The 25,845-nt window shown below is 65.8% G+C and carries 29 protein-coding genes and 1 riboswitch; of the genes, 17 read left to right on the plus strand and 12 right to left on the minus strand.

Features of this window, described 5'->3' with window-relative positions; translation table 11 throughout:
- The first annotated feature begins 51 nt into the window (after positions 1-51).
- Positions 52-702, plus strand: coding sequence for a gamma-glutamylcyclotransferase (locus OOZ63_RS07930; protein ID WP_266004901.1), 651 nt, complete (start codon positions 52-54; stop codon positions 700-702).
- Here OOZ63_RS07930 and OOZ63_RS07935 read toward each other — a convergent pair.
- The gene (locus OOZ63_RS07935; RefSeq protein ID WP_323055731.1) at positions 679-1,299 is read right to left on the minus strand and encodes a nucleotidyltransferase family protein; all 621 of its coding nucleotides are present in this window, start codon (positions 1,297-1,299) and stop codon (positions 679-681) included. The two genes, OOZ63_RS07930 and OOZ63_RS07935, sit on opposite strands and share 24 nt — an antisense overlap.
- A 152-nt stretch (positions 1,300-1,451) precedes the next feature.
- Here OOZ63_RS07935 and pdxH point away from each other — a divergent pair, with 152 nt between their 5' ends.
- On the plus strand, positions 1,452-2,090 hold the full coding sequence (pdxH, locus tag OOZ63_RS07940) for a pyridoxamine 5'-phosphate oxidase (protein ID WP_266005105.1): 639 nt from the start codon (positions 1,452-1,454) through the stop codon (positions 2,088-2,090).
- A 19-nt stretch (positions 2,091-2,109) separates the two neighbouring features.
- Here pdxH and OOZ63_RS07945 read toward each other — a convergent pair whose 3' ends face one another.
- Genes OOZ63_RS07945 through OOZ63_RS07970 form a run of 6 tightly spaced genes read right to left on the minus strand, consistent with a single transcriptional unit; the run spans position 2,110 to position 9,040 of the window.
- The gene (locus OOZ63_RS07945) at positions 2,110-2,628 is read right to left on the minus strand and encodes a DUF3299 domain-containing protein (protein ID WP_266004902.1); all 519 of its coding nucleotides are present in this window, start codon (positions 2,626-2,628) and stop codon (positions 2,110-2,112) included.
- Positions 2,618-2,893, minus strand: coding sequence for a hypothetical protein (locus OOZ63_RS07950; protein ID WP_266004903.1), 276 nt, complete (start codon positions 2,891-2,893; stop codon positions 2,618-2,620). Before OOZ63_RS07950 ends, OOZ63_RS07945 begins: the two co-directional genes overlap by 11 nt.
- Positions 2,894-2,915: 22 nt before the next feature.
- Positions 2,916-4,124 carry an ABC transporter permease gene (locus OOZ63_RS07955; RefSeq protein WP_266004904.1) on the minus strand — a complete coding sequence of 403 codons (1,209 nt, stop codon included), beginning with the start codon at positions 4,122-4,124 and terminating at the stop codon, positions 2,916-2,918.
- Entirely contained in the window at positions 4,121-4,789 is a 669-nt protein-coding gene (locus OOZ63_RS07960; protein ID WP_266004905.1) for an ABC transporter ATP-binding protein, read from the minus strand. The genes OOZ63_RS07955 and OOZ63_RS07960 overlap by 4 nt, the downstream gene beginning before the upstream one ends.
- Positions 4,790-4,799: 10 nt before the next feature.
- Positions 4,800-5,351 carry a peptide-methionine (S)-S-oxide reductase MsrA gene (gene msrA / locus OOZ63_RS07965; RefSeq protein WP_266004906.1) on the minus strand — a complete coding sequence of 184 codons (552 nt, stop codon included), beginning with the start codon at positions 5,349-5,351 and terminating at the stop codon, positions 4,800-4,802.
- 53 nt (positions 5,352-5,404) lie between these two features.
- The gene (locus OOZ63_RS07970) at positions 5,405-9,040 is read right to left on the minus strand and encodes a DUF748 domain-containing protein (protein ID WP_266004907.1); all 3,636 of its coding nucleotides are present in this window, start codon (positions 9,038-9,040) and stop codon (positions 5,405-5,407) included.
- Positions 9,041-9,103: 63 nt separating this feature from the next.
- Between OOZ63_RS07970 and OOZ63_RS07975 the strand changes: the two genes are divergently transcribed.
- Positions 9,104-9,904, plus strand: a complete 801-nt coding sequence (locus tag OOZ63_RS07975) for a YdcF family protein (RefSeq protein WP_266004908.1) — start codon at positions 9,104-9,106, stop codon at positions 9,902-9,904.
- Positions 9,905-10,128: 224 nt separating this feature from the next.
- Here the strand turns inward: OOZ63_RS07975 and OOZ63_RS07980 are convergent, their stop codons facing one another.
- Positions 10,129-11,682: a UbiD family decarboxylase gene (locus tag OOZ63_RS07980; RefSeq protein WP_266004909.1), complete on the minus strand. Its 1,554-nt coding sequence runs from the start codon at positions 11,680-11,682 to the stop codon at positions 10,129-10,131.
- 274 nt (positions 11,683-11,956) lie between these two features.
- On the opposite strand from OOZ63_RS07980, the gene OOZ63_RS07985 reads away from it, so the two are divergent.
- The 13 genes from OOZ63_RS07985 (at position 11,957) to tolA (ending at position 22,748) form a co-directional block, all read left to right on the plus strand.
- Positions 11,957-12,814 carry a lytic transglycosylase domain-containing protein gene (locus OOZ63_RS07985; RefSeq protein WP_266004910.1) on the plus strand — a complete coding sequence of 286 codons (858 nt, stop codon included), beginning with the start codon at positions 11,957-11,959 and terminating at the stop codon, positions 12,812-12,814.
- 45 nt (positions 12,815-12,859) lie between these two features.
- Positions 12,860-12,982, plus strand: a riboswitch (ZMP/ZTP riboswitch).
- Positions 12,983-13,045: 63 nt separating this feature from the next.
- Positions 13,046-14,296, plus strand: coding sequence for a serine hydroxymethyltransferase (glyA, locus tag OOZ63_RS07990; RefSeq protein WP_266004911.1), 1,251 nt, complete (start codon positions 13,046-13,048; stop codon positions 14,294-14,296).
- Between the two features lie 14 nt (positions 14,297-14,310).
- Positions 14,311-14,754 carry a transcriptional regulator NrdR gene (nrdR, locus tag OOZ63_RS07995; protein WP_137943482.1) on the plus strand — a complete coding sequence of 148 codons (444 nt, stop codon included), beginning with the start codon at positions 14,311-14,313 and terminating at the stop codon, positions 14,752-14,754.
- 106 nt (positions 14,755-14,860) lie between these two features.
- A complete protein-coding gene (locus tag OOZ63_RS08000; protein ID WP_266004912.1) occupies positions 14,861-14,983 on the plus strand; it encodes a hypothetical protein in 123 nt (40 codons plus the stop codon).
- An 866-nt stretch (positions 14,984-15,849) separates the two neighbouring features.
- The gene (gene ribD / locus OOZ63_RS08005; protein WP_266004913.1) at positions 15,850-16,965 is read left to right on the plus strand and encodes a bifunctional diaminohydroxyphosphoribosylaminopyrimidine deaminase/5-amino-6-(5-phosphoribosylamino)uracil reductase RibD; all 1,116 of its coding nucleotides are present in this window, start codon (positions 15,850-15,852) and stop codon (positions 16,963-16,965) included.
- A 48-nt stretch (positions 16,966-17,013) separates the two neighbouring features.
- On the plus strand, positions 17,014-18,105 hold the full coding sequence (ribBA, locus tag OOZ63_RS08010) for a bifunctional 3,4-dihydroxy-2-butanone-4-phosphate synthase/GTP cyclohydrolase II (protein WP_266004914.1): 1,092 nt from the start codon (positions 17,014-17,016) through the stop codon (positions 18,103-18,105).
- Between the two features lie 21 nt (positions 18,106-18,126).
- Positions 18,127-18,591, plus strand: coding sequence for a 6,7-dimethyl-8-ribityllumazine synthase (ribH, locus tag OOZ63_RS08015; RefSeq protein ID WP_266004915.1), 465 nt, complete (start codon positions 18,127-18,129; stop codon positions 18,589-18,591).
- Positions 18,591-19,088 carry a transcription antitermination factor NusB gene (gene nusB, locus OOZ63_RS08020; RefSeq protein ID WP_266004916.1) on the plus strand — a complete coding sequence of 166 codons (498 nt, stop codon included), beginning with the start codon at positions 18,591-18,593 and terminating at the stop codon, positions 19,086-19,088. The genes ribH and nusB overlap by 1 nt, the downstream gene beginning before the upstream one ends.
- 18 nt (positions 19,089-19,106) lie before the next feature.
- The gene (locus OOZ63_RS08025) at positions 19,107-20,294 is read left to right on the plus strand and encodes a pyridoxal phosphate-dependent aminotransferase (protein WP_266004917.1); all 1,188 of its coding nucleotides are present in this window, start codon (positions 19,107-19,109) and stop codon (positions 20,292-20,294) included.
- Positions 20,291-20,701 carry a tol-pal system-associated acyl-CoA thioesterase gene (ybgC, locus tag OOZ63_RS08030; RefSeq protein WP_266004918.1) on the plus strand — a complete coding sequence of 137 codons (411 nt, stop codon included), beginning with the start codon at positions 20,291-20,293 and terminating at the stop codon, positions 20,699-20,701. The genes OOZ63_RS08025 and ybgC overlap by 4 nt, the downstream gene beginning before the upstream one ends.
- The gene (gene tolQ / locus OOZ63_RS08035; protein WP_266004919.1) at positions 20,698-21,393 is read left to right on the plus strand and encodes a protein TolQ; all 696 of its coding nucleotides are present in this window, start codon (positions 20,698-20,700) and stop codon (positions 21,391-21,393) included. Before ybgC ends, tolQ begins: the two co-directional genes overlap by 4 nt.
- A 1-nt stretch (position 21,394) precedes the next feature.
- Positions 21,395-21,829, plus strand: coding sequence for a protein TolR (gene tolR, locus OOZ63_RS08040; RefSeq protein WP_266004920.1), 435 nt, complete (start codon positions 21,395-21,397; stop codon positions 21,827-21,829).
- 13 nt (positions 21,830-21,842) lie between these two features.
- Positions 21,843-22,748 carry a cell envelope integrity protein TolA gene (gene tolA / locus OOZ63_RS08045; protein ID WP_266004921.1) on the plus strand — a complete coding sequence of 302 codons (906 nt, stop codon included), beginning with the start codon at positions 21,843-21,845 and terminating at the stop codon, positions 22,746-22,748.
- Here tolA and OOZ63_RS08050 read toward each other — a convergent pair.
- The 4 genes from OOZ63_RS08050 to OOZ63_RS08065 are packed head-to-tail and all read right to left on the minus strand — an operon-like array spanning position 22,726 to position 25,154.
- The gene (locus tag OOZ63_RS08050; protein WP_323055732.1) at positions 22,726-23,226 is read right to left on the minus strand and encodes a DoxX family protein; all 501 of its coding nucleotides are present in this window, start codon (positions 23,224-23,226) and stop codon (positions 22,726-22,728) included. The two genes, tolA and OOZ63_RS08050, sit on opposite strands and share 23 nt — an antisense overlap.
- Entirely contained in the window at positions 23,223-23,987 is a 765-nt protein-coding gene (locus OOZ63_RS08055; protein WP_266004922.1) for a DNA-binding domain-containing protein, read from the minus strand. The genes OOZ63_RS08050 and OOZ63_RS08055 overlap by 4 nt, the downstream gene beginning before the upstream one ends.
- Positions 23,984-24,856, minus strand: a complete 873-nt coding sequence (locus tag OOZ63_RS08060; RefSeq protein WP_266004923.1) for a DUF692 domain-containing protein — start codon at positions 24,854-24,856, stop codon at positions 23,984-23,986. Before OOZ63_RS08060 ends, OOZ63_RS08055 begins: the two co-directional genes overlap by 4 nt.
- A 19-nt stretch (positions 24,857-24,875) precedes the next feature.
- Positions 24,876-25,154 carry a DUF2282 domain-containing protein gene (locus tag OOZ63_RS08065; RefSeq protein ID WP_137943499.1) on the minus strand — a complete coding sequence of 93 codons (279 nt, stop codon included), beginning with the start codon at positions 25,152-25,154 and terminating at the stop codon, positions 24,876-24,878.
- Positions 25,155-25,276: 122 nt separating this feature from the next.
- On the opposite strand from OOZ63_RS08065, the gene OOZ63_RS08070 reads away from it, so the two are divergent.
- Positions 25,277-25,840: a sigma-70 family RNA polymerase sigma factor gene (locus OOZ63_RS08070; RefSeq protein ID WP_266004924.1), complete on the plus strand. Its 564-nt coding sequence runs from the start codon at positions 25,277-25,279 to the stop codon at positions 25,838-25,840.
- The last annotated feature ends 5 nt before the right edge of the window (positions 25,841-25,845 follow it).

Below are 25,845 nucleotides of genomic sequence, written 5' to 3' on the forward strand. Positions count from 1 at the left end.
GCCCGCAATGTAGCGCAAGCCTGGGACTATCTTCTTTGGCATCATGTCGCGATGTCTGATTCATGTCCAGATGATGAAATCCTGCAACGTCCCCAGTTGCTGGCACAGCACCTGGCCCGGCTGGGCGCCGGGGGCCGGCCCCAGGACCTGTGGTTGTTCGCCTATGGTTCGTTGATCTGGCGGCCCGAGATCGAGGTGGCCGAGCAGCAACTGGCGCAGGTGCGCGGCTATCACCGAGCGCTGCGCATGCAGTCACGGCTATATCGCGGCACACCCGAGCAGCCCGGTCTGGTGCTGGCCCTGCTGTCAGGCGGCAGCTGCCGCGGCCTGCTGTATCGGGTGGCGGCTTCGCAGGCCGAGGCCGCGCTGCGCCAGTTGTGGGCGCGCGAGATGGTGACCGGGGTGTATGAGCCGCGCTGGCTGCGCTGCCATAGCGCGCTCGGCGAGCAACGCGCGCTGGCCTTCACCCTGTCGCGCCGCAGCAGCCATCTGACCGGCAGGCTCGACGAGGGCCAGCTCTTGCAGGTGTTCCGCCATGCCCAGGGTCGCTACGGCAGCACGCTGGACTATCTGCAGCGCACCGTGCTGAGCCTGCGCGGCCACGGCATCCGCGACCGCGAGCTGGAGCGCCAATACCATCTGGCTGCCAGCCATGGGCTGTGCGAGCCGCTGCGCGACTCAGTCGGTCGATGCGGGAGATGAGGACGCGCGCAGCCGCGCCAGGTCCTCGGTCGTGTCGATGTCCAGCAGCACGCCGGGATCGTCTACCTCCAGACCTTGCGAGGGGTAGCGCGCAATCAGCCGGCGCGCGCCCTCGTCGCCCTGCAGCCCGACCAACTCGGAGAACAGCTCGGCATTAAAGCCCACCGGATGGCCGCGCCGGCCCTTGTACTGAGCAAAACTGATCGGGTACTGCTCCAGCCCCTCGGCCACTCTCAGGATGCTGCTGGCGCGCAGCATAGGCATATCGGCCGGCACGATCAGCCAGCCTTCGGCGTCGCCGGTCGCGGCCACGCCGGCCGCAATCGAGTGCCCCATGCCGACCGGGCTGGGGCGGCCCTTCTCGTCGAGCTCGGGCATCACGATGATGTCGCGCACGGCCACCGTGTCGCGCACCGCCCCAGCCAGGTTTTCACTGGTCACCACCACCACCCGCAAGCCGGTCTGAACGGCATTTTTCAGGGTTTGAGACAACAAGGTCTCCGGCCCCAGCGCCTGCTCGAGCTTGTGCCCTTGGCCACGAAAGCGCATGCCCCGTCCTGCCGCCAGCACGACGACTACTGGCCGTCGTTTCATCATTCGCCCTGATCCTTCACAAATTCTCCCAAGGCGCTGACCGGTCTTTTGCCGACTCGCCACTGACTACTGACGACAGCATGCCCACCGCCCTGGAGCCCTACCAGTGGGGCGTTTACCTAAGGCTTTCTACGCTCTCGGGGCATACTGCCCGCATGAGCAAACTATCGGACCTACGAAAAAGCTACGAGCTCGGAGAGCTCGACGAGACCCAAGTGGCGGACCGCCCGCTGGCCCAGTTCAAGCTGTGGCTGGAGCAGGCGCTGGCGGCCGAGTTGCCTGAGCCGAACGCGATGACGCTGGCCACGGTCGGCGCCGACGGTCGGCCGTCGACCCGAATCGTGCTGATCAAGGACTGTGACGAGCACGGCATCGTCTGGTACACGAACTACGACAGCCGCAAGGGCCGCGAACTGGCCGCCCACCCTTTCGCCGCGCTGCAGTTCCACTGGGTAGAGCTGGAGCGGGTGGTGCGCATCGAGGGTCGGGTCGAGCGGGTCGACGCGGCTCAGTCCGATACGTACTACCGCTCCCGCCCGCTCGATTCGCGCCTGGGCGCCTGGGCCTCGCCGCAAAGCCAGGTGATCAGCTCGCGGGCGGTGCTGGTGGCCAATGCGGCCAAGGCCGCGGTTCAGCATGGCCTGAACCCGGAACGCCCGCCACACTGGGGAGGCTATCGCCTGGTGCCCGAGCGCTGGGAGTTCTGGCAGGGCCGCAAATCACGCCTGCATGACCGCATCAGCTACAGGCTCGGCGACACCGGTCAGTGGCTGCGCGAGCGGCTGGCACCCTGAGCGCGGCTCTGACCCAGACTTACTCGGCCGGCTGCGCGTCCAACACGCGGTAGAACAGGCCGTAGGGGTCGTTGCTGAGCACCGCCATCTGGCCTTCGACCGTGACCGGCTCCAGGGTGTAGCGCACGGGGGTCTTGCTGCGCACCTCGATCAGGCCTTCGGGACCAGCCGGCACGCAGAAGGAGCAGCTGGTAGGCACAGAAGACAGCAAGAAATGGCGCTGTTTGTCGCCCGGCTCCAGCGGCATCATGAAGCCCTGCACCTTGACCTTCTGCTTGTCCAGCGCCTGCACACCGGCCGGGAAGCTGGGCACCAACCGCTTCTTGTCAGCCTTGACAGTGACCGATGACAGCAGCGGCCAAGACACCACGCCCTCGCGCTCTTGCAAGGGCTTGATGGGGCTGCGGGGGTCGTGATAACCGGGGCCCTGGCCCAGGGCCGTGGCGGCATTGCTCGAAGCCTGCTGGGCTTGCGCGCTCAGGCTCAGGCAGGCCGCCAGCAGCGGCAAGGAGGCACGGAGCAGTCGTTCAGTGTTCATGTTTCAACCCACAGTACTTGCCGATGGCCAGACCGCGGCATGCGGCCAGCAGCGTCTTCTGGCAGCGCTCCTCGGTCTCGCCCGATTCCAGGCAGCGCGCCGCATCCTCGTGGGCCTTGGACATCGCGCGGTGGCGTTCGATGTCCTTCTTCGCGTGCTCGCTGAGCGCGGGCTTGGCCGGCGCCGGTTTCGATTGTGCCTGGACCGCGTTGCTGAATCCGGCCGCCAGCCAGAAGGCAGCCAGGACGAGGTGCTTGTTGTTCATCGCGTTCCTTTCGTTGCTCGATTCAATAAGGGGCTTGCAGCAGCTCGGTGACATCCAGCTTGTAAGCCCGCCAGGCCGGCCAGGCCGCGCTGGCCAAGGCCAGCAGGAGGGCCATCGCCGGCACCAGGGCCTCCCAGACCGACCACCAATTGCCACTGATGCGCAGCGACTGTTGCGCAGCCAGCACCCAGCCTAGCAAAGCTGTCAAGCCATGCCCTAGGGCCAGACCCACCAAGCTGGCCAGCAGAGCAAGCCACAGGCCCTCCAGGCTGACCAGTGCTGCGACCCGCCACGCCGGCGCGCCCAACATGCGCAACATCGCCATATCGCCCTGGCGCTCGCGTACCGCGTGCAGCAGGGCCACAAAGACCGACAGCGCCGCTGCCAGCAGCAGCACAGCGCCAAAGCCGCGCAACACCTCGGTGCCGGCGCCTACCATGCGCAGCAGCCGCGCGGTCTCCAGCGCCGGCGCGGCCGCCTGCAGGCCGTCCTGGGCATTGACCCAGCGGGGCAGCGCGATCGCGGCCAGCGGACTGCGGTAGCTGATCAGAGCCATCGTAATCTCGCGCTCGGCCTCCAGTGCCGCCCGGTCCTCGGCATCGACCGCATGCATGTCCTCGTGCACCTGCCAGACCGAGGCCAGATCGGTCAGTACCAACCGGTCCAGGACCCCGCCGGTCTCTGCCAGCAGCCCGACGACGGTGTAGCGATGCTCGCCGTGCTCGTGGCCCTGCTCGCCCAGGCCATGGCTGCCGGCAAAGCGGTCGCCCAACTTCAGCCCAGTGCTCCGGGCCACCTCGGCACCGAGCACCGCCTGTAGCGGTTGCTGCCAGAGCCGACCTGCCGCCAGCCGAGCCTGGTAGAGATCGAGATAGTCGGGGGTAGTACCGACGATGCGAAAGCCTCGCAGGCTGTCGCCTAGCGAGATCGGCACTGCACGTGCCACCAGTGGCTGGGCGCGCAGCTCGTCGAGCATGGCCAGCGGGATATTGCCGGTCGGCACATCGAGATGGAACACACCGGCCAGCATGATCTGCATTGGGCTGCCCTTGGCTCCGACCACCAGGTCGATGCCGGCCAAATCACGCCGCACACCGCCCTCGATCTGCTCGCTGACCAACAATACAAACGTGATCGCCGCCAAGCCCAGGCTCAAGAGCAGCAGATTCAGCGCCGACACCAGCGGCCGCGCCCATAGATAGCGCCAGGCCAGACTTGCCAGACTTCTCATTGCGCGGCCTCGCTCGTGCTCACAAGCTTGGGCAGCCACATGTCGTACAGCTCGCCGCCGAGCGCCTGAGCCACCCGGCTGTCGTGGGTGGCCAGCACCAGGGTTGCGCCCTGTTCCCGTGCGGCCTGACTCAGCAAGTCCAAAGCGGTGGCGGCGCTCTCGTCGTCGAGATTGGCGGTGGGTTCATCGGCCAGCAGCAGCTTGGGGCGACGCAGCAGCGCGCGCGCCAGTGCCACACGCTGGGCCTGGCCCAGGCTCAGTTGATGCGGCCGGCGCTGCGCCAGGGTCTGCAGATCCAGGCGCTGGAGCAGCTCGTCGATGCGGGCTTGATCCAGGGGCAAGCCTGCACTCAGATAAGGCAAGGCCACGTTGTCGCGAACCGTCAGCGCCGCGCTCAGGTGTAGACGCTGCGGCACGAAACCGAGGCAGGCGCCGCGCCAGGCGTCGCGCTCGCGCGGGCCCAAACGCCCCAGCTCGGAGCCGGCCATTACCAGTCGGCCGGCGCTGGCGCTGAGCAGGCCGGCCATCAGGGCCAGCAGGGTTGATTTGCCGCTGCCCGAGGCGCCGCGCAGCAGCAAACCCTGGCCGCGCGGCAGACTGAGGTCGGCAAAGGCAATCTCCGGTCCCTGCGCATAGCGGTAGCGCAGGCCCTGCAGCTCGATCATGGTCGCTCAATCACCCACGCACATGGCGCGCAAAGCTCGCCAGAAATTTGTCCACCTTGCCTGCGACGACGAAGGCGCAATAGCCCTGCTCGGGGTTGCGGGCGTAGTAATGCTGGTGATAGGCCTCGGCGGTGCTGTAGTTGCGCTCGGGCAGCAGCTCGGTGACGACCCTGCCTTGGTGAAACGCCTGGATCTCATCCAGCACCTCGCGCGCCACGGCCAGCTGCTCGGGGCTGCGGTAGTAAACACCCGAGCGGTACTGGGTGCCGACATCGGCACCCTGCGCGTTCAAGGTCGTCGGGTCGTGGATGGTGAAGAAGATCTCGAGAATCTCGCGCAGTGAAATCAGCTGCGCATCGAAGGTAACCCGCACCACTTCGGCATGGCCGGTCCGGCCCGAGCAGACCTGCTCGTAGCTGGGTCGGTCGAGATGGCCGTTGCAATAGCCGGACTCCACCGCCGTGACGCCGCGCACGCGCTCGTAAACGGCTTCCAGGCACCAGAAGCAGCCGCCGCCCAGGGTGATTGTGTCGATGATGGCGCGGGTATCGGGTTCACTCATGGTGTCATCGAATGGGGGGCTGGTCTGGGGTCGCCAGCATAGCCCAGAGTTGCTCACTGCGTCGCCAGCGCCAGCTCCACATGCGGGGTCCAGGTCTTGCCCGCCTCGGCCGCATGCAACTTGGGCGAGGCCAGGAACAGCCGGGCGTTCGGCACGCCCTTGGCGATCAGCGCGTCGCGTACGACGACGGCGCGCTCCAGCGCCAGTTGGCGCAGCGCTTCCTCGCTGACCTCGTGGCTGGCCGCCAGCATCGCCTGCATCTCGGACGGCGGCACATCCTTGAGCATGCCGACCAGATTGCGCGGCCGGTTCGGCAGGCTACTGGCCTGGTAGACCACGCGCAGTAGGCGCAGGCGGTCGGCCTCGCTGAGTTGGAATGCGCCTGCCTCGGCGGCCGCCTGGCCGCTGGCGTTCTGCTGGCGGCGCAGCTCGCGGCGGCGTTCGGCCTGCAGCGATTGCTCCACCTTCGCCGCCTGCACCGCCGCGCGCTCGGCCGCCGGGTCGGCCCAGCCGGTCAGTGTGAGGTTGAGGCTGGGCCGGTCGGCAAGCGCCTTGGCCAGCTTGTCCAGATTGGCCGGCGCACTGTCAGCCAGGCCGCTACTGCCGGGCCGGAACTCGGCCTGGCTCAGGTCGGCCGAGCCGCCACCGGCCAGCAGCGAAAACGGCGAGGTCAAGGCCTTGCCCAGCAGATTGACGATCAGCCTGAAGATCAGGCCGCCGATGCTGAATTCTGGGTCATCCAGCGAGCCACTGACCGGCAGGTTCAGATCGATTACGCCATTGCTGTCCTTCAGCAAGGCCACGGCAAGCAGCACGGGCAGCTTGGTGGCCTCTGGGCTGTCGATGCGTTCGCCGAAGGTCAGCTGGTTCAGCACCAGCTGGTTGTCGGCCTGCAAGGCGCCGCCCGGCGCGATGCGGTAGTGCACGCGGGTAGAGAGCTTGCCGCGATCGATCGCATAGCCGGCGTATTTGCCTGCATAGGGCGAGAGCGGCGCCAGCTCGATGTCGGTGGCGCTGGCCTGGATGTCCATCAGCAGCGGTGTGCCGGCCGGGTTCAGCTCACCCTTTATCTCCAGCAGTCCGGTGCCTGCGACCTTGCCGCTCAGGTTCAGCGGCGCCATCTGCGCCTGGTCACTGGCGAAGTCCCCGAGGCTGCCACGCAGCTCGCTGAGCTTGGCGCTGTAATTGGGCTTGACGAAGCGGTCGCTGAAATCCACGCTGCCGCCAGCCAGCCGGGTCTGTCCGATCTGCAACTGCAGCCCCGGCCCAGCAGCAGTTGAGGCAGTGGCGTCGGCCGTAGGCTTTGGTGCGCGTTCGCCCAGATTGAATCGCCCTTGCTCATCGATGATCAACCGGGCGTAGAAGTCGCTGAGGCTGGCCTCGCCGATATCGAGCTTCAGCGGGCCGGCGGGCCGCAGGTCCAGCTTAATGCCGGCCAGATTCAAGGCCTGCCAGTTCAGCAGCTCTTCGTCGATGCGACGGGCGCCATCGCCCTCGGTGCGTGTATGCAGCAGCCGCAGATCGGCCAGCAATAGATCGCCCTGCGCCTGCGCCACCAGACCCTGAGGGCCCTGCGCCAGCGCCAGCGTACCGCGAAAACCCGCCTCAGCACGGCGCAGATGCAGGCCCAGCGCCGGATCCAGATAAGGATCGAGCAGTTGTAGCGGCAATCGCTCGGCGCGCAGGCTGCCGCGCACCGAGGGCTGCGGCGACATCGCCAGCTCGCCCTGCCATTGCAGCTTGCCCAGCATGGCCGTCGTCGCTCCCCCCCTGCGGCGCTGGCCGCCGGCAGGCCGCCCCAGCTGCGCCGAGAGCTGCAGCGGCGAACGCGCCCGACCCAGCTGCTGTGCCCGCAGCCGCAGCTGTTCGAGCACCAGCAGATGAGGCTGGCCGGGCACGCCGGCCAGCGGTTGCACGGCCGCGTCGCTGAATCGCAGCGCGCCGCCATCGATCGCCAACTCCGCCAGTTCGGCCGACCAGGGCACACTCGGCTGTGCGGACTTTGCCGGCATCAGGGCCAGCACGCTCAGGACGCCATCGGCCGAACGCTGCAGGGCCAGGCGAGGTTCGCGCAGGCCCAACCGGCCCAGGGACAAGCGGCGCTCTGCCGGCTCTACCAACAGTTCATCCAGACTCAACCCCGCCAAGCTGAGCAGCTCCTGCCGGCGCCCGGCGGCCGACAGCTGCTGAACCTGCAGCGCGTCAAGCCGCAGGTCCTTGAACGCCAGTTTGGCGCGCTGACCGGCATCGGTCACCAGGGGCTGCGCAAGATCAAGCCGCAGTTGGCCGGCCAAGCGGCCCTGCGCGGCCAGCGGCAATTCGGCCTGAAGATAGGGCGAGAACCATTCGAGGGCCAGGTCTTGCCATTGACCCGTGAGGCTCAGCGCCTCGGCGGTCAGCTCGCCGCTGCCGGACACGATGGCCGGCTTGCCGTCCTTGAGCCTGTCTAGCTTGGCCTCGAAGCTCACGCCAGTCTTGTCGCGCAGCGGCCAGCTCAGCGCGTTGAGCTTCAGCCCCAGCTCGCTGAGGCCGAGCTCGGCTGCCGGCCGCAAGGATTCATCGCGCCAAGTCAAGCCTGCCTGGCGCAGCTCGAACTGCCGCAGTGCGAAGCGCCATGGGGATGTCACGTCGGGCCTTGTTTCGGGTACAGGCTTGACCGGCGGCGCTGCGGCGAACTGCGGCAGCAGCAGCCGGCCGGTGGCATCGCGCTGCAAGGCCAGCTTCGGCCCGGTCCAGACAAGCGTGTCGAGCATCACCTGCTTTTTTAGCGGCTGCACATCGCCCAGCGCCAGCTGGAGCCTATCCCAGACTAGCCAGGACTTGTGTCCGCCCAAGGCCACACTCACCTCATCGGCATCGATCCGGCCACCGAGCTTGAGTTCGGGCGCCTCGCCCGTTGTCTGCGAAAACAACAGCTGCAGCTCGGCGTTGAGCCGGCCGCGCTCGGGCCGCAGCGGGAGCTGCCGAGGCCAGTAAGCCAAATACGGCTCCAGATCGAAGTCCTTCAGGCTGAAGTCCAACTGCGCCTGCCGTGTCTTCGCAAACGGCAAAGCCTCGGCCCTGGAATCAAAGACCACGCCATTGAGCCGGCCCGACAGCCGCGGCTCAACATGGACCTCGACATGGGCATCGAGCAGGGACACAAAAGGCAGATCGATGTGCAGATCGCTGAGCTCATGGCGGCGCCCCATCGGCTTGTCGTCCAGCATCACCTGGCCCCCGGCGAGGCTGAGGTTGTAGAGCGCCAGGCTAGCCCCGCTTTCAGACTCAGCCTTCTGCGCAGGCTGGCTCCAACGTTTCAGCAAGTCGTCCACGTCGTAGCGGCCGTCGGCCACGCGGCTCAGGCGCAGCAGCGGGCGCTCGATGTGCAGCGAGTCGAGCACCGGGCTGCGGTGCCAGAGCGAGCGCAGCGACAGCGTCGCCTCGGTGCTTGCAATCTCCAGCAAGGCCGCATCTCCGGGCGAAGTACCCGCCACCTCAACCCCGTCGAGTATGAGACCCAGGCGCCAGGGCTGGAAACGCACCTTCTGCACGCTGACTTCGCGGCCGAGCGCCTGGCTGGCCAGCCGCATTCCCGCACCCTCGACCCACCAGGGCACGGCCCACCAGGCAAGGCCCAGCAGGAGAGTGACGACGAGGACAGAGCAGGCCAGACGCCGCTGCCAGGGGCGAGCAATGAGGGTTGACATGTGTCCAGATTATCGGCTCAGGCGCGGCAGGACATCAGCCGGTTTGCGGCATCATGCGCGACCATGAATGCCTTGCTCCAAACGCTGCAGGATCTCAAGCCCATAGTCCAGGTCCTGCTGCTGCCACCGGTGCCGCTGATGCTGGTGCTAGTTCTGGGTGCGGCGCTGTTGCGTCGACACCGGCGTCTGGGGCGCGGCGTATTCGCGCTGGGGCTGCTGGGGCTGTGGTTCTCGTTCACCGAGGTCGCGGCCGATCAACTGCAGCAATGGCTGTTGGGCGTGCCGGCGGCGTTGACAGCGGCCCAAGTCGATGGCCTGCGCCAAAGCGCACCACAGCACAGCGCCATTCTGGTGCTGGGTGCCGGTGTGCTGCAGATCGCACCCGAGTACGACGGGCCGACCCTCAAACCACTGACCCTGGAGCGCTTGCGCTACGGTGCCTGGCTGGCGCGGCGCAGCGGCCTGCCGCTGGCCTTCAGCGGCGGCGTGGGCTGGGGCGGCCGGGCGGGCGATGTCGGCGAGGCGCCGGTCGTGCAAGCCGTTGCCAGGGACGAGTTCGGGATCTCGCTGCGCTGGGCCGAAGGGCGCGCGCGTGACACCCGCGAGAACGCCGCGTTCAGCCTGCCGCTGTTGCAGCAGGCCGGCATCACCCGCGTGGTGCTGGTCACACACGGCCACCACATGCCGCGTGCCGCTCGGGCTTTCCGCGAGGCGGCGGGCGGACGCATCGAGCTGCTGCTCGCACCGGTGGATGTGCGCGCTGATACCGCCTACCTGCCCAGCGAATGGGTCCCGTCTAGCGAAGGCTTCAGGCGGCTGCGCTATGTTGTCTACGAATGGCTAGGCCTGCTGGCCGGCAAATAACAGACCCGCGAATCGGAGGTCGCAGGCATTTTGCGGCCTTGTAAAAGCGGACCCCCCCCAAGCACGAGGCCGGGAGGGGTGGATGGCTGACGCCATCTTTGGGGCTCTGCAGCTATCTGCCGCAGGGCTCCTGGCGCGCAGAGACTGCGCCAGAGGGTGTACCTGTTTGACAGGCCTCACAACAGTAGGCGAGCAACGGCCGGGCTTCAAGCCTGGGACGAACCCTAGGCTGTAAACAAGCGTTGGTAGAGCTCGCTCATGCGGCGATCCACTTCGGGTGTCATCGTGATGTTGCGGCCCCATTCGCGATTCGTCTCTCCGGGCCATTTGTTGGTGGCGTCCAGCCCCATCTTGCCGCCCAGGCCACTGACCGGCGAGGCGAAGTCCAGATAGTCGATCGGCGTCTGCTCGACCAAGGTGGTGTCGCGCACCGGATCCATCCGGGTGGTGATGGCCCAGATCACTTCCTTCCAGTCGCGGATATCGACATCGTCATCGACCACGACGATGAACTTCGTATACATGAATTGGCGCAAGAAGCTCCACAGGCCGAACATCAGTCGCTTGGCATGGCCCGGATAAGCCTTCTTGATCGAGATCACGGCCATGCGGTAGCTGCAGCCCTCGGGCGGCAGATAGAAGTCGACGATCTCGCTGAACTGCTTCTGCAGAATAGGCACGAAGACTTCGTTGAGCGCAACGCCGAGGATGGCCGGTTCGTCGGGCGGCTTGCCCGTATAGGTCGAGTGGTAGATCGGCTCGGGCCGCTGGGTCAGTCGCTGCACTTCGAAGACCGGGAACCAGTCCTGCTCGTTGTAGTAGCCGGTGTGGTCGCCGAACGGGCCCTCCAGCGCATGCAAATAGCCGCCCTTTTCCTTCAGCGGGATACCGTCCTCGCTGAAGCCGGTGTAGCCGGCGGCCGCCACTGGGATATGGCCCTCCAGCACGATTTCGGCACTGGCCGGTACCTGCAGCATGCGACCCGCCTCTCCGACACCGCTGTCCACCACCTCGGTGCGTGAGCCGCGCAGCAGACCGGCGAACTGGTACTCGGACAGCGAATCCGGCACCGGCGTCACAGCGCCGAGAATGGTGGCCGGGTCGGCCCCCAAAGCCACCGCGATCGGGAAGGGCTGGCCCGGGTTGGCCAGCGCAAAGTCGCGGAAGTCCAACGCCCCGCCGCGATGGGCCAGCCAGCGCATGATCAGCTGGCGCCTGCCGATCAACTGCTGGCGATAGATGCCCAGGTTCTGGCGCAGGCGCGGGTTGGCGATGGACTGCGGCCCCCGGGTCACGACCAAGCCCCAGGTGATCAGCGGCCCAATGTCGCCGGGCCAGCAGGTCTGGATCGGCAGCGACTTCAGATTGACGTCCCCACCTAAAAACTCTTGCTCCTGGCACGCTGCGCGTCGCACTGTGCTGGGTTTCATGTCCCACAAGGACTTCAGCATCTGCAGCATACGGCCGGCGTCCTTCAGCCCTTTGGGCGGCTCCGGTTCCTTCAGACTGGCCAAGACATGACCAACGTCACGCAGCTCCTGAAGGCTTTGCGCGCCCATCCCCAGAGCCACACGGCGGGTCGTACCGAACAGATTGGTCAGTGCCGGGGTCTGGTAGCCGGCCGGCTTTTCGAACAGCAGGGCCGGCCCTTCGGCGCGTAAAACTTTGTCACTGAGGGCCGTCACCTCAAGTAGGGGGGATACCGGCTCGCTGATGCGGCGCAGCTCCCCCATTCCCTCTAAACCGTGCAGAAAGTCGCGGAGATCTCGGTACTTCATAACCAATAGTAATTTAGCAAGAGGCCCATAAGCTTGACGGGTTATTTTTGATCCTTAGAATCCGCCTGCCCTGATGACCTCGGGGTTAACCCGTGTCTTCGCCTTGGGACGGAGAAGACACCCCGCTGCCGATGGACCCGGCCCCGGAGTTCTGCCACGCAAGACGCGATCGGCAGGGATTCAAGGGATGCCGGCCCATTATCACTGCCATGCGCGGCTGACCTGCCCTTAGCGGACCGGTCGGCCAGATGTGGCGGAGAAGAAAAGGAGTCGCATGACAGCGCGTCGTGAATTGTTATCCCTCGCCCGCAGCACCGCTGCAGCCACATCCTTGTTCATCAAGGACATTGGCCACGGCCTGCTGGTTGTCAGCCACAACACTCTGGCCCTGGTGGGCCTGGCTGTGGTGGCTGTTTTGCTGATGTTCAGCAGCCAGGCGGACCTGCGCCACAAGCTCGAGACCGAGGTGTTTGGCTGGCTCAATGCCCGCCAGGAAGCCCGCGCCGAGGCCTCTGGAGACACCCTGACCGGCTTCAGCGAACCCGATGCGCTGAGCCGCGCCACGGCCGCCGACCCCAAGGACCTGTCGCGCCAGCAGGCGGCGGTCGCGATGTGGCTGTCGCGCCGCTACCGCGTCGCTCCAGAGCCGATCAGCCGGCTGGTACAGGAGGCCTGGACCGTGGGGCAGCGCGCCCGCGTGGAGCCGACCCTGATCCTGGCCATCATGGCCATTGAGTCGGGGTTCAACCCTTTTGCCCAGAGTTCCGTCGGGGCACAGGGTCTGATGCAGGTCCTGACCCGCGTGCATGACGACAAGTACGAAGCCTTTGGCGGCAATCTGGCCGCCTTCGACCCAATCACCAATCTGCGTGTCGGCGTTCAGGTGCTCAAGGAGTGCATCCAGCGTGCCGGCGGCATCGAGGAAGGGCTGCGCTACTACGTCGGCGCCGCCAATTTGCCCGACGACGCTGGCTATGCCCACAAGGTGCTGGCCGAGCATGAGCAAATGAAGTCGGTGATCGCTGGCCGTCCCTACGTGCCGGCACCCAAGCCGATCCGCGAGGTCAATGGCACGCCCGAGACGACACCTGCGGCGCCCGCTGCAGCCGACCAGATCGCGCTGCTGAACTGAAACAGCCCTTTGCTCGGCGCCGGGCGCGCAGCCTCCGCTACACTGCAGGCTTCGCGCGACTGGCGATCAAGGTCACAGCCGTGACCCGAGGTGGTGGACCACCGGGGAGCGCGAACGGTCAAGGGTGAACAACCCGGCCGCTATAAGCCGTTCGCCTGGGCAGCCACGCCGTGCCGTCGCTCTAGCGTCGGCGTGCGCCGTGACTCCAACCCTAGACTGCCACCATCCAATATGTTTGATCGCAACACCTCGACCCTCGCCCAAGTGGACCCCGATCTGTGGGCCGCCGTCCAGCAAGAGAACCAGCGCCAGGAAGATCACATCGAGCTGATCGCTTCCGAGAACTACACCTCGCCGGCCGTGATGCAGGCGCAAGGCAGCCAGCTGACCAACAAATACGCCGAAGGCTATCCCGGCAAGCGCTACTACGGCGGTTGCGAGTATGTGGACGTGGTCGAGCAACTCGCCATCGACCGGCTGAAACAGCTGTTTGGCGCTAACTTTGCCAACGTCCAGCCCAACTCCGGTTCGCAGGCCAATCAGGGCGTGTTCTTCGCGCTACTGCAGCCCGGCGACACCATCATGGGCATGAGCCTGTCTGAAGGCGGCCACCTGACCCACGGCATGCCGCTGAATATGAGCGGCAAGTGGTTCAACGTCATCTCCTATGGCCTGAACGCCAAGGAAGAGATCGATTACGAGGCGATGGAAGCGCTGGCGCGCGAGAAGAAGCCCAAGCTGATCATCGCCGGCGCCTCCGCCTACAGCCTGCGCATCGACTTCGAGCGCTTCGGTAAGATCGCCAAGGAAATCGGCGCTTACTTCATGGTGGACATGGCCCACTATGCGGGCCTGATTGCCGCCGGCGTCTACCCGAACCCGGTGCCATATGCCGATGTGGTCACCTCGACTACGCACAAGAGCCTTCGCGGCCCGCGCGGCGGCATCATCCTGATGAACGACGAGACGATCGCCAAGAAGATTAACTCGGCGATATTCCCCGGCATTCAGGGCGGGCCGCTGATGCATGTGATTGCCGGCAAGGCCGTGGCCTTCAAAGAGGCGCTGACACCCGAATTCAAGACCTACCAAGAACAGGTAGTCAAGAACGCCAAGGTGCTGGCCGACACGTTGATCGAACGCGGCCTTCGCATCGTCTCGGGCGGCACTGAGAGCCATGTGATGCTGGTGGATCTGCGCCCCAAGGGCCTGACCGGTAAGGAGGCCGAGGCCATTCTGGGCGCCGCCCACATGACCTGCAACAAGAACGGCATCCCGAACGATCCGCAAAAGCCGATGGTGACCAGCGGTATCCGCCTAGGCACACCGGCGATGACCACGCGCGGCTTCAAGGAAGAACAGGTGCGAATCACCGCCCAACTGATCGCCGATGTGCTGGACAAGCCGCACGACGAGGCGAATCTGGCCGCCGTGCGCGAGAAGGTCGCGGCACTGACGCGCGACTTCCCGGTCTACCGCTAAGTCGCCGCCCGTCGATGCGCTGCCCCTTTTGCTCCCATGCCGAAACCCAGGTGGTCGAAACCCGGGAGTCGGATGAAGGCGATGTGGTGCGGCGCCGGCGGCGCTGCCTGGGCTGTGATAAGCGCTTCACCACCTACGAACGGGCCGAGATTGCAATGCCCGTGGTGGTCAAGAAGGACGGCACCCGGGCGGACTTCGACCCGGCCAAACTGCGCGCCTCGATGCAGTTGGCGCTGCGCAAGCGACCGGTCAGCATTGAGCAGGTCGATGCCGCGCTGGCCCGAATCGAGGAAAAGCTGCTCACCAGCGGCGCCCGAGAACTCCCATCGACGAAGATGGGCGAGCTGGTGATGCGCGAACTCAAGCGCATCGACAAGGTCGCCTATGTGCGCTTTGCCTCGGTCTACCGCAGCTTCGAGGACGTGGACGAATTCCGGCAGCTCATTCGCGATATCTGAGCCGCCCCTCCAATGGGGGGTGCCAAGACCCCGCTTGGCGGGACTTAATGCGCTGGCTGGCCCCTAGATTGGGTTCATGCCCAATGAATTTAGTCCGAAGCCAACCATGCCCCGGACCCCTGCCCCCTGCCCCCATCATGGCCGAGGCCTGTGCCTGATCACCGCTTACATCGCCTTCCAGATCCCGATCCTGGCCGGGCTGACCTATGCCCGCGCCGGTACCGCCTGAAACAGCAGCGTCCGGGGGATAGCTGGCCGTGCTGATCGGCACCTTCCTCGGCGACCTGGTCGCCAGCGCACCGCCGAGATCTTCTGTCACGCGGACCTGATCAACGCGCTGCGCAACCAGCGCAGCGGCGCTGTCCACCCGCCGGGCAGCTCAACGGATAGCGCAAAATGAAGCGCAGCCAATGCCCCACCGGCCGACCCGTCGGTACCCGACAAAGTAGCGTGACCCTGATCGAAGTCAGAGTGGCCCTGCTGCTCATGCCCTTCGGTATGCCGGGACTGGTCGGGCTGCACGTCAATATGCGGCGCCAATTGTCTGACCACTCGTCAGCACGGTCTCGAACACCTATGAGCTCAGTGGCGCAACGCACTTTTCGAGCGGCGTCACCGCCAACTCGGAGCTAGCAGTCCGCCTGCCCCTTCTGAGGCCTGCACACCATCGTGTGCCGGCACGATCATGCCGCGCGCTCCATCGCTGCATGAATGCTTCAGCAATGCCCCGCCGGCTGGCCCGCCAAGCGGCCCGACTGTGTAGTTTTTCATTGTGCGGTCCACCGCAATCTTGACGGCATTGCCTGGACAGACCGGCTGATTCTTTGCGGCATCGAGCTCGGCAATGCCGGCTTGCGCATCTGCCGCGACCGCGAGCCCACAACGGCGACAAGACGATCAGCAATGTCGAACAAGCGCTGGTCTATGTCGACGTCAACAGCTCGCTAGCCCGGCAAAACCCGTAGCCCGCAGCCGGCAGCCAGCCGTCCCCGCTGGCTCGCTCACCCGACCCAGCCGATGCAATGGTCTACGCCAGCAAGACTGTCATGCACCAGAAGCTCTGAGCCCAGGGACCATGCCGGCTAGACTGCCGCCATGCACAGTACCACCCCTCACCGCAGCGACGAATCGGCCATGCGCCATGCCCTGGTCCTGGCCGAGCATGCCATTGGCCTGAGCGACCCCAATCCGCGCGTTGGCTGCGTCATCACAGATACCGAGGGTCGGGTGCTCGGCAGCGGACATACCCAGGCCGCCGGTCAGGCCCATGCCGAAGTGATGGCGCTGCGCGATGCCCAGGCGCGCGGTGCCGATCTGCGTGGCGGCACCGCCTATGTAACGCTGGAGCCCTGCTCGCACCATGGCCGCACGCCTCCGTGCTGCGATGCCTTGATCGCCGCAGGGTTGAAGCGGGTCGTGGTAGCCATCGGCGACCCGAACCCGCTGGTGGCGGGTCAGGGCATGGCCCGACTGCAGGCCGCCGGCATTGCCACGGAAATCGGCCTGCTGGCTGAGGCGTCGCGCGAGCTGAATATCGGCTTCTTCTCGCGCATGCAGCGAGGCCGGCCCTTTGTACGAATGAAGGCCGCCGCCTCGCTAGACGGTCGCACCGCCCTGCCCGACGGTCAGAGCCAATGGATCACCGGCGAGGCGGCGCGCCGCGACGGCCACGCCTGGCGGCGCCGTGCCAACGCACTGCTAACCGGCATTGGCACGGTGCGCGACGACGACCCGAGGCTCGATGTGCGCCTTGTCGAGACCGCACTGCAGCCGCTGCGCGTGGTCGTTGACTCCCGCCTGGAGATCTCGCCGGCTGCGCGTCTGCTTCCACCACCCGGCCCGGTGCTGATCTACGCGGCCCAGGCTCATGACAAGCGCGAGGCGGCCTTGCGGGCGGCCGGTGCCGAGATCGTCTTTCTGCCCGATGCCCAGGGCAAGGTCGATCTGGAGGCACTGCTGGTCGATCTGGGCAAGCGCGGCATCAACGAGCTCCATATTGAGGCCGGCCACAAGCTCAACGGCTCATTGCTGCGAGCCGGCCTGGTCGACGAGTTACTGATCTATCTGGCGCCCAAGCTGCTCGGCCAGGGTCGTGAGATCGCCGCCTTTGGACCGTTGGCCAGCCTGGAGCTGGCGCTACAGCTGGAATGGCGCGGGGTTTCCCAGATCGGTCCCGACCTGCGCCTACTGGCGCGCCCCAAAATCCTGTAGAGCCCCGACCCGGGCAAAACCCTGCCCCGCCCGCCTACAATGTCGGCCATGCCGATATCTCCTGTTCCCGAGCTGGTCGCCGAGCTGGCGGCCGGCCGTATGGTCATTCTGGTCGACGAAGAAGACCGCGAAAACGAGGGCGACCTCGTATTAGCGGCCGACCATGTTAGCCCCGAGGCGATCAACTTCATGGCCAAGTTCGGCCGTGGCCTGATCTGCCTGACCCTGACCAAGGAGCGCTGCGAACGCCTGCAGTTGCCCCCGATGGCCACCCGCAACGGCACCAAGCACGGCACGGCCTTCACCGTCTCGATCGAGGCTGCAACCGGAGTCACCACAGGCATTTCGGCCGCCGACCGGGCCCGCACGGTGCAGGCCGCCGTGGCCCGTCAAGCCAAGGCCGAGGACCTTGTCCAGCCCGGTCATATCTTTCCGCTGCAGGCCCAGGACGGCGGCGTACTCATGCGCGCCGGACATACCGAGGCCGGCTGCGATCTATCGCAGATGGCCGGCCTGAGCCCAAGCGCGGTGATCTGCGAGATCATGAAGGACGACGGCACGATGGCGCGCCTGCCAGACCTGGAGCTCTTCGCCCAAGAGCACGGTCTGAAGATCGGCACCATCGCCGACCTGATTGAGTACCGCAGCCGCAATGAGTCGCTGGTAAAGCGCGTCACCGAGCGCCGGCTGCAGACTGCGCAGGGCGAGTTCGCCTGCCATGTTTTCAGCGACCGCACCGGCGCCGTGCACATGGCCCTGGCCCATGGCGGCTGGACCCCCGACGACGAGGTGCTGGTGCGCGTACACGAACCGCTGTCGGTGCTGGACCTGCTGGAGGTCGGCCCTTGCAGTCACTCCTGGCCCCTGCCCGCCGCGCTGGCCGAGATCCAGCGCAGCGGCCAGGGCGTGGCCGTGCTGCTGAACTGCGGCGAAGACAGCGACGGTCTCCTGCAACGCCTGCAGGACGCCCCTAGCTCGCCACCGCGTCGCATGATGGACCTGCGCACCTATGGAGTCGGGGCCCAAATTCTGCGCGAACTCGGCATCCATAAGATGAAGCTGCTCGGCAGCCCGCGCCGCATGCCGAGCATGACCGGCTACGGGCTGGAAGTGACGAGCTTCGTCGGACCCAATACATAACAACAAGAGAAAGAAAAACAGATGCAAGCATCCGACAAAGGCCAAGCGGCCTCGCTCGACGGCCACGACCTGCGTATCGGCCTGGTGCAGGCCCGTTTCAACGATGCCATCACCACCAAGCTCGCTCAAACTTGTGTGGCGGAGTTGCTCGCCCTGGGCGTGGCCGAGGACCACATTCGCCACGTGACAGTGCCCGGTGCGCTGGAAGTGCCGGTGGCCCTGCATGCGATGGCCGAGAGCGAGGACTTTGACGCGCTGATCGCAATCGGCTGCATCATCCGAGGTGAGACCTACCACTTTGAACTGGTCGCCAACGAGAGCGGTGCTGGCGTAACCCGAGTTTCGCTGGACTACCAAGTACCGGTGGCGAATGCCATTTTGACGGTCGAGAACGAGGCCCAGGCCTGGGTCCGCGCCGAGGAAAAAGGCAGCGATGCCGCCCGCGTCGCGGTCGAGATGGCCAATTTGATGGAAGCACTGCGCTGATGTCCGACGACAAGAAGACCCCGACGGTCACCACTCCTGCGGTGAAGAAGAAGGCGCCCGCCAAGTCGGCCCGCCGTCGCTCGCGCGAGGCCGCTTTGCAAGGCCTCTACCAGTGGCTGGTGTCCGGCGAGGATGGCGCGGTGATCGAGGCCCATCTGCGTGAGCAGGACGGTTTCGGCAAGCTCGACAAGCCGCATTTCGAGGCCCTGCTGCATGGCTGCATCCAGGAGGCGGCTGATCTGGACGCCGTGCTTGCCAGGCATGTGGACCGCAAGACCACCGAGCTGTCGCCGATCGAGCATGGTGTGCTAATGATCGGTGCCTATGAGCTCAAGCACTGCGTCGACATTCCCTACAAGGTGGCGATCAATGAGGCGGTCGAGCTCGCCAAGTCCTTTGGCGGCACCGATGGCCACAAGTACGTGAACGGCGTGCTCGACCGCGCCGCCGGCGATCTGCGGCCCACCGAGGTGCAGGCCGGTCGCGGCGGCCGCTGAACCCGGCTCGACGCGCGTATGAAGCTGGCCGGTCGGCTCGACCATATCGAGCCGTTTTACGTGATGGAATGCGCCAAGGCCGCCGCGGAGATCGCGCGCAGCCCGGCCTGCGACCCGGCCCTGGGCGGCCGGCCGATGATCTACCTGAATATTGGCGAGCCCGACTTCACCGCGCCGCCGGCCGTGCAGGCGGCTGCGAGTGCGTGTGTGGAGAGCGGCCGCACCCAGTACACCCCGGCCACCGGCCTGCCTGCACTGCGTGAGGCGCTGAGCCGCTGGTATCGCAAGCGCTTCGCGCTGGACATCGCGCCCGAGCGCATTGTCATCACCGCCGGCGCCTCGGCTGCGCTGCAGTTGGCCTGCCTGGCCCTGTTCGAGCACGGCGATCAGGTGCTGATGCCCGACCCCTGCTACCCGTGCAACCGACATTTCGTTGCGGCCGCGGATGCCGAGGCCGTGCTGTTGACCGCCGGTCCCGAGCAGCGCTTCCAGCTCAGCGCCGCGCAGATTGAGCGGGCCTGGACCGCCCACACGCGCGGCGTGCTGCTGGCCTCGCCCAGCAACCCGACCGGCACCTCGATCGAGCCCGAAGAGATGCGGGCCATCGTGCAGGCGGTGCGCGCGCGCGGCGGCGTCAGCATCGTCGACGAGATCTATCTGGGCCTCAGCTATGACGAGCGCTTTGGCCACAGTGTGCTGGCCTATGGCGACGACCTCATCTCGGTCAACAGCTTCTCAAAGTACTTCGGCATGACCGGCTGGCGTCTGGGTTGGCTGGTACTGCCGCCGACCCTGGTGGCGCCGATCGAGAAGCTGGCGCAGAACCTCTTCATCTGCGCGTCCAGTGTGGCCCAGCATGCTGCGCTGGCTTGCTTCGAGCCGGCCGTGATTGACGAGTTCGAGCGTCGCCGTGCCGAGTTCCGAGCCCGTCGCGACTACATCGTGCCGGCGCTGCAGCAGCTCGGCTTCAAAGTACCAGTGCTGCCCGATGGCGCTTTCTATGTGTGGATGGACTGCTCGGCTTTCACCGACAGCAGTTGGGACTTCTGCTTCGAAGTGATGTCCCAAGCCCATGTGGCGCTGACCCCGGGCCGCGACTTCGGCAAGCTTGGCGCCGAGCGCTGGGTGCGTCTGTCCTTTGCTAGCAGCCTCGACGATCTGCAGCAGGCCGTCGCCCGGCTGACCCGAGTCGTGAAAGCAAGATGAGCGATTTCGAGCACGGGCTGAGGGTCTACTGGGAAGACACCGATGCTGGCGGCGTAGTGTTCTACGCCAACTATCTGAAATTTTTCGAGCGCGCTCGCACCGAGTGGCTGCGGGCGCTGGGCTTCGAGCAGGAGTGCATGCGCCACGAAGAAGGCGTGATGTTCATCGTCAGCGCCACCTCGCTGCGCTACCTGAGCCCGGCCCGGCTAGACGATTTTTTACATGTCTCGGTGGCCTTGCGCGAACGTGGCCGTGTCAGCATGACGCTATATCAGCAGGCCCGGCGCGGTGACGTGCTGCTGGCCGAAGGCGAGATCCGCATCGGCTGCGTCGGCGCCCGAGATTTCAAACCGAGCCGCATCCCGGCCGTCATCCAACAAGCGCTGGATTCTCTGAACCCACCATGAACCAAGACCTGTCCATTGTTGCCCTGATCATGCACGCCAGCCTGCCCGTGCAGCTGGTGATCGTCGGCCTGCTTGCGATGTCGCTGGCCAGCTGGAGCGTGATTTTCAACAAGTTCTTCGCGCTCTCACGCATCAAGGCCGGCAACGAGGGCTTCGAGTCCGAATTCTGGTCGGGCAAGAACCTCAACGAGCTCTACAACAGCGTCAACGGCCGCCAGGGCGGCGCACCGCTTGAGCGCATCTTCGCGGCCGGCATGCGCGAGTTCCTGAAGCTGCGCGAACGCCGTGTCGCCGAACCAACCGCACTGCTCGATGGCGCGCGTCGCGCGATGCGCGCGAGCTACCAGCGCGAACTCGACGCGATGGAAAGCCATCTGTCCTTTCTCGCCTCGGTCGGCTCGGTCTCGCCCTATATTGGCTTGTTCGGCACCATCTGGGGCATCATGCATGCCTTCGTGGGTCTGTCAAATCTGCAGCAGGTGACGCTGGCGACCGTGGCGCCGGGTATTGCCGAGGCCCTGGTGGCCACCGCGATCGGCTTGTTCGCTGCCATCCCTGCGGTGCTGGCCTACAACCGATTCGCACGCCAGATCGACCGCAGCGCGATCACCTTGGAGACCTTCATCGAGGAGTTCTCCAATATCCTGCAGCGCAATGCCGGCACCCCCGCCGGTCACCACGGAGCCGATTGAGATGGCAGCCATTGGTCAGCGCAGCGGATCGCGCCGCCGCACCATCAACGAGATCAATATGGTGCCCTTCATCGATGTGATGCTGGTGCTGCTGATCATCTTCATGGTCAGTGCGCCGCTGATCACGACCGGCCTCGTCGATCTGCCCAGCGTCGGCAAGAGCCGTCAGCAGCCCGATCAGGTTATCCATGTGATCGTCAGCGCCGACGAGAAGCTCAAACTCAAGATCGACAAGGACGAGCCGCAGGACATCGCCCTGAACCGCCTGGCCGAGCGCGTCAAGCAGGCTCAGGCAGGTAAAGAGAACAGTCCGGTCGTGATCTCGGCCGACAAGGCCGTCAAGTACGAAGCCGTCGTCAAGGTCATGGACGTGCTGCAAAGCGCCGGCATCCAGAAAGTCGGCTTGGCCGTCAAGAGCGGCGCTGCTAGCAACTGATACATCGCCTGGTATGAGTAGCAGCACCTTCGCGCCCGCCAGCTTCGACGCGAGCCGCCCCCCGCCCTCGGCTGGCCTGGGCCGCGGCTTTGCATTGGCCTTGCTGGCCCATGGCTTGCTGGTCATCGCGTTGACCGCCGGCGTGCAATGGCGCTCAAAGACCGAGCCGGCCTTCGAGGCCGAGCTTTGGGCCGCGGTGCCGGTGGCTGCGGCGCCGCGCGAAGAGGCCCCGACGCCCGAGGCCGAGCCCGAGCCGGTCGTCAAGCCGGAGCCGCCCAAACCAGAACCACCGCCGCCCGATCTGCAGGCTCAGCGCGATGCCGAGATCGCGATTGCCAAGGCGCGCGAGAAGAAGCGCGAGGAGCAACTGCAGGCCAAGCGTTTGGCCGAGCTAGAGGCAGAACGCAAGAAAAAGCAGGAGCAGCGCGAACGCGAGCGAGAGCTGGCCGAGGCCAAGTCGCTGAAGGAGCAGAAGGCCAAGGAACAAAAACTCAAGGACGACAAGGCCAAACTCGATAGCAAGAAGGCAGCCGATGCCGCCAACAAGCGTTCCGAGGCACAGCGTCAGGAAAACCTGCGCCGCATCCAGGGCATGGCCGGCGCCAGCGGCGGCCCGCAGGCTACCGGCACAGCCTTGCAAAGCGGCGGCCCGTCACCGAGCTATGGCGGCCGCATCAAGGCGCGCATTCGGCCCAATATCATCTACAGCGATTCCGGGGCCGGCAATCCGGTCGCCGAGGTTGAGGTACGTGCCGCCGCCAGTGGCCAGATCATCGGCAGCAAACTGCTGAAGTCCAGTGGCGATGCCGAATGGGACAAGGCGGTGCTTCGCGCGATCGACAAGACCGAAATGCTGCCGCGCGATGTCGACGGCCGCGTGCCCTCGGTGCTGGTGATCACCTTCCAGCCGAAGGATTGAAGCTGCGATTCACCAACGCATCCAGCGACCAGCGCCCCGCTCCCCACAGGACCACCATCAAGAGCAAGGTGCCCCACAGTTGATGGCCGAGCAGGGCCGCCGGTGCAATCTCGGCGAGACTTAGCACGGCGACGATATTGACCACACTCAACCCCAACGCCGCCAGGCGCCCGCCCAGGCCCAGCGCCAGCAGCACCGGCAGCACTAGCTCACCCCCGGTGCCCAGCCAAGCTGCCAATTCGGGAGATAGCAGGGGCACGCGGTACTCATCCTCAAACAGCAACAGCGTCGTCGACCAGTCGCGGATCTTGGTCAGGCCGGATAAGAAGAAGACCTGGGCCACATAAAGTCGCGCCGCCAGCAGCACCAGCGAGCGCAACTGGAGAGTTAGCGCGGCAAGCGGCGCGGCCATGGCCAGTGGCCGCTCCAGGCCAGGATCGCTGGCCGCGCGCAGCAGCAAACCGGGAATATTCATCATGAGGGCTCCTTGAACGGGATGACCGCCTGAAGCCAGGCCTCGGACAAGGCAGCCTGCAGCCAGGCGGCGAAGTCGAAGCCGGGATGGACGGCCAAGGTTTGATCGATGCTCTGCTGCAGGCTGTGGCCTAAGAGCAGCGCCTGCATGAACATTGCCTGATCGGCAGCGAGAAGACGGGCTTCAGCCCGCCAGCCCAACCGCCACACCAGCACGATGAGGTCTTCGTCGTCGCTGCCGAAAACGGCCAGCGGCCACCGCGCCACCGCCGCCCCAACCAGCGACAGCACATGCAGCCCGGGTCGTAGCCGCAGGCTCAGCAGGGTCGGGTCCTGCTCGGCGAGCCATTGAAGCGAGGCGGCATCGAGCTCGGCGTCCAGGGCCCGCTCGGCCTGATGGGCGGCCCATTCCAGTCGAGCAAGATCGGGCAGCCAGGCCGGCATGTCGGGCTGATCACGCAGGAACTCGGGCAAGGCCTGGCCCCAGCAGCCCAGATCGCCCCGCTGCGGTGGGCAGGCACGCCAGAAGGCCCATGCCATCGCGGCGAAGTCGGTCTCGCCGAGTGCCTGCTGCAGTCGATGGAACACCGAGGCCAGAGTCTGGGCGGACAGCGCCTTGGCATGGCCTCGATAGGCCTGAAGGCCGCGCGTGGGCGTCACGCCACCCAGGGCCTGCAGCCCGAGCGGTGGCGCTGCGGGAGGAAGTGTTTGCAGCAGCGCCTGCACGAGGGCATGCTGGCGGCGCAACTCGGCCGCGCGACTCATCGTGGCGCCACCGCTGCGCGCAGGCAGTCCTGCATCAGCGCCGCCTCGTCCAGCAGCACGGCGAGCTCGGGCACATCGGTGTCCCACTCGATCAGGCTGGGCACGACGCCCATGCGCTGCAGCGCGTGGCGGTAGACCAGCCACACCGGCGCATGAACCCGGCTGCCGTGATCGTCAATGACGATGCCGTGCGTCCGCGCAAAGCCGGCCAGATGGATCTCACCGACCACACCCGGGCTTAGTGCGTCGATCCAGGAGCAGGCAGCGCTCACCGCCGCCGCATCATCGACACCCCGATTCAGCGCATTGACCACCAGATTGTTGACATCCAGCAGCAGAGCGCAGCCGCTTCGCCGCACCAGTGCATTAAAGAACTCGGGCTCGGCGATCTGGTCATCCTCCCAGGCCAGGTATGCACTGAGGTTCTCGACCAGCAACGGGCGGCGCAGCCGCTCCTGAACCGCCTGCACGTTGGCTACCATGATGTCCAGGCTGCTCGCATTGAAGGAGATCGGCAGCAAGTCGTTGACATGCAACGCCGGGCCTTTTCCGATGCCGGGCACGCGGGCAAAGCTCGCATGGTCGGAGACGCGCAGCGGCTGCAGTTCCTCGACCAGGCGGGCCAACTGATCCAGATGCCAGGGATCGAGTCCGGCCGCCGAGCCCAGCGAAAGCCCGACGCCATGCAGGCTGATCTCGTAGTGCTCGCGTGCGCGCAGCAAGACCTGGCGCGCAGCGCCTCCGGGCGCGAAGAAGTTCTCCGAGTGCACCTGCAGAAAGCCCAGATCGGGCCGCTGCTGCATCAGCGCCTGGTAATGCGGCTGGCGCCAGCCGATACCGACGCTAGAGGAGGCGCGAACTTCATGCATGGTGGCCGTGCCCTGTTGTTTACTTCTTCGCCTTGGCCTTGGCTTCCTCGGCGGTCATGCCCTTCATGGCCTTGCATTCGCCTTTGGCCACGTACTTCCATTCGTCGGGTGCGTTGTCGGCCTTGGACTGGCCGGCGCAGGAATGGGTACCACTGAGATTGGCGCAGTCGTTCTGCCCGGCCTTGGCAACGCCGTAGCATTTTTCCTTGGCGGCCTTGTCCTGGGCCATGGCTTGGCCTACCGCGCCCATCGAGAGAGCGGCGGCGAGTGCGGACGAAACGAGTTGAGATGTTTTCATGGGAGCTCCTTGAGATGTGAATGTTGAGGTCGAGGCCGACGCATCATGCGTTGGACACTTGTGTGTCGCAAGTGCCGGCGAAGTCCTTACACTGCGCCCATCGAAAATTCTGAGCCCTCTTGATGAGCGACTACGCCAAGGCCATCGAAGCGCTGCGTCCGCAGTTGCTGAAGTACGCTCGGCTGCAACTGCGCAATGCGGCCTGGGCCGAGGACGCGGTGTCTGAGACCATCCTCGCTGCGCTGGAGAAGCCGCAGGCCTTCGGCGGTCAGTCGCAGCTCAAGACCTGGTTGGTCGGCATCCTCAAGCACAAGCTGATTGACCAGATCCGCCGCAACTGCCGCGAGATGTCGACCACCGCCGAAGACGGTGTCGATCTCGACGATGAGCTCTTCCATCCCGACGGGCATTGGCGCGAGAACCCGCAGGACTGGGGCGACCCTGAGCAGGCGTTGCGCCAGCTGGAGTTCATGAAGGTGCTGGAGGCCTGCGTCGAGCTGCTGCCCGGCCAGCAGGGCCGCCTGTTCATGATGAGGGAATGGCTGGAACTGGACAGCGACGAAATCTGTAAGGCTTTGGCCATCACGCCGACCAATCTATGGGTCATGCTGCACCGCGCCCGGTTGCGGCTGCGTGATTGCCTTCAACTCAACTGGTTCGCGGGCCCATCAGCGTCCGCACGATGATCATG

Origin of the sequence: Paucibacter sp. PLA-PC-4, assembly GCF_026241155.1 — a bacterium.
In the GTDB taxonomy this organism is placed as follows: Bacteria; Pseudomonadota; Gammaproteobacteria; order Burkholderiales; family Burkholderiaceae_C; genus Roseateles_E.

Bases quoted from the DNA above. Each gene is read 5' to 3' on its own strand.
- OOZ63_RS07955 (WP_266004904.1), bottom strand. From the start codon at position 4,124: ATGAGAAGTCTGGCAAGTCTGGCCTGGCGCTATCTATGGGCGCGGCCG.
- ribD (WP_266004913.1), top strand. From the start codon at position 15,850: ATGCACAGTACCACCCCTCACCGCAGCGACGAATCGGCCATGCGCCAT.
- OOZ63_RS07975 (WP_266004908.1), top strand. From the start codon at position 9,104: ATGAATGCCTTGCTCCAAACGCTGCAGGATCTCAAGCCCATAGTCCAG.
- OOZ63_RS07945 (WP_266004902.1), bottom strand. From the start codon at position 2,628: ATGAACACTGAACGACTGCTCCGTGCCTCCTTGCCGCTGCTGGCGGCC.
- pdxH (WP_266005105.1), top strand. From the start codon at position 1,452: ATGAGCAAACTATCGGACCTACGAAAAAGCTACGAGCTCGGAGAGCTC.
- tolA (WP_266004921.1), top strand. From the start codon at position 21,843: ATGAGTAGCAGCACCTTCGCGCCCGCCAGCTTCGACGCGAGCCGCCCC.
- OOZ63_RS08070 (WP_266004924.1), top strand. From the start codon at position 25,277: ATGAGCGACTACGCCAAGGCCATCGAAGCGCTGCGTCCGCAGTTGCTG.
- tolQ (WP_266004919.1), top strand. From the start codon at position 20,698: ATGAACCAAGACCTGTCCATTGTTGCCCTGATCATGCACGCCAGCCTG.
- OOZ63_RS08050 (WP_323055732.1), bottom strand. From the start codon at position 23,226: ATGATGAATATTCCCGGTTTGCTGCTGCGCGCGGCCAGCGATCCTGGC.
- OOZ63_RS07985 (WP_266004910.1), top strand. From the start codon at position 11,957: ATGACAGCGCGTCGTGAATTGTTATCCCTCGCCCGCAGCACCGCTGCA.
- nrdR (WP_137943482.1), top strand. From the start codon at position 14,311: ATGCGCTGCCCCTTTTGCTCCCATGCCGAAACCCAGGTGGTCGAAACC.
- OOZ63_RS08065 (WP_137943499.1), bottom strand. From the start codon at position 25,154: ATGAAAACATCTCAACTCGTTTCGTCCGCACTCGCCGCCGCTCTCTCG.
- OOZ63_RS07950 (WP_266004903.1), bottom strand. From the start codon at position 2,893: ATGAACAACAAGCACCTCGTCCTGGCTGCCTTCTGGCTGGCGGCCGGA.
- OOZ63_RS08060 (WP_266004923.1), bottom strand. From the start codon at position 24,856: ATGCATGAAGTTCGCGCCTCCTCTAGCGTCGGTATCGGCTGGCGCCAG.
- OOZ63_RS08055 (WP_266004922.1), bottom strand. From the start codon at position 23,987: ATGAGTCGCGCGGCCGAGTTGCGCCGCCAGCATGCCCTCGTGCAGGCG.
- OOZ63_RS08025 (WP_266004917.1), top strand. From the start codon at position 19,107: ATGAAGCTGGCCGGTCGGCTCGACCATATCGAGCCGTTTTACGTGATG.
- ybgC (WP_266004918.1), top strand. From the start codon at position 20,291: ATGAGCGATTTCGAGCACGGGCTGAGGGTCTACTGGGAAGACACCGAT.
- OOZ63_RS08000 (WP_266004912.1), top strand. From the start codon at position 14,861: ATGCCCCGGACCCCTGCCCCCTGCCCCCATCATGGCCGAGGCCTGTGC.
- OOZ63_RS07935 (WP_323055731.1), bottom strand. From the start codon at position 1,299: ATGATGAAACGACGGCCAGTAGTCGTCGTGCTGGCGGCAGGACGGGGC.
- OOZ63_RS07970 (WP_266004907.1), bottom strand. From the start codon at position 9,040: ATGTCAACCCTCATTGCTCGCCCCTGGCAGCGGCGTCTGGCCTGCTCT.
- OOZ63_RS07980 (WP_266004909.1), bottom strand. From the start codon at position 11,682: ATGAAGTACCGAGATCTCCGCGACTTTCTGCACGGTTTAGAGGGAATG.
- ribBA (WP_266004914.1), top strand. From the start codon at position 17,014: ATGCCGATATCTCCTGTTCCCGAGCTGGTCGCCGAGCTGGCGGCCGGC.
- OOZ63_RS07960 (WP_266004905.1), bottom strand. From the start codon at position 4,789: ATGATCGAGCTGCAGGGCCTGCGCTACCGCTATGCGCAGGGACCGGAG.
- tolR (WP_266004920.1), top strand. From the start codon at position 21,395: ATGGCAGCCATTGGTCAGCGCAGCGGATCGCGCCGCCGCACCATCAAC.
- nusB (WP_266004916.1), top strand. From the start codon at position 18,591: ATGTCCGACGACAAGAAGACCCCGACGGTCACCACTCCTGCGGTGAAG.
- glyA (WP_266004911.1), top strand. From the start codon at position 13,046: ATGTTTGATCGCAACACCTCGACCCTCGCCCAAGTGGACCCCGATCTG.
- ribH (WP_266004915.1), top strand. From the start codon at position 18,127: ATGCAAGCATCCGACAAAGGCCAAGCGGCCTCGCTCGACGGCCACGAC.
- msrA (WP_266004906.1), bottom strand. From the start codon at position 5,351: ATGAGTGAACCCGATACCCGCGCCATCATCGACACAATCACCCTGGGC.
- OOZ63_RS07930 (WP_266004901.1), top strand. From the start codon at position 52: ATGTCTGATTCATGTCCAGATGATGAAATCCTGCAACGTCCCCAGTTG.